This window comes from Paenibacillus periandrae, assembly GCF_022458865.1.
GTDB lineage: Bacteria > Bacillota > Bacilli > Paenibacillales > NBRC-103111 > Paenibacillus_S > Paenibacillus_S periandrae.
In genome coordinates, this window is the sequence record NZ_JAJNMU010000146.1 from 1 (window position 1) to 386 (window position 386).

The window sequence follows — 386 nt, forward strand, 5'->3', positions numbered from 1 at the left end:
CGGCTCCCCGAGGCATTTCGTCGTTCGCCACGTCCTTCTTCGGCTCCTAGTGCCTAGGCATCCTCCGTGTGCTCTTATTAGCTTAACCAACTCCGCTAATAAGTTCGATTCCGAAGAATCGATCTATGTGGATTTGTTACTCAACCGAAGTCAAGTAACGCTGCTCTAAACATTTGTTTCGTTTCGGTATCTAGTTTTCAAGGAACAAGCTTTGCAGAGAGAAAGTTTATCCTCTCAAAACTGATCAACGAGTGAGCGGTTGCTGTCCATGACAGCTTGACTTGCTGATACGTTCCGTTACAGGAACAATATCTCCATAGAAAGGAGGTGATCCAGCCGCACCTTCCGATACGGCTACCTTGTTACGACTTCACCCCAATCATCTA

At 46.9% G+C, this 386-nt stretch carries 2 rRNA genes; both read right to left on the minus strand.

Annotated features, from left to right (window positions below):
* Positions 1–88 (minus strand): 23S ribosomal RNA (locus LRL21_RS44995); the annotation flags it as partial.
* A 232-nt stretch (positions 89–320) separates the two neighbouring features.
* Positions 321–386 (minus strand): 16S ribosomal RNA (locus tag LRL21_RS45000); the annotation flags it as partial.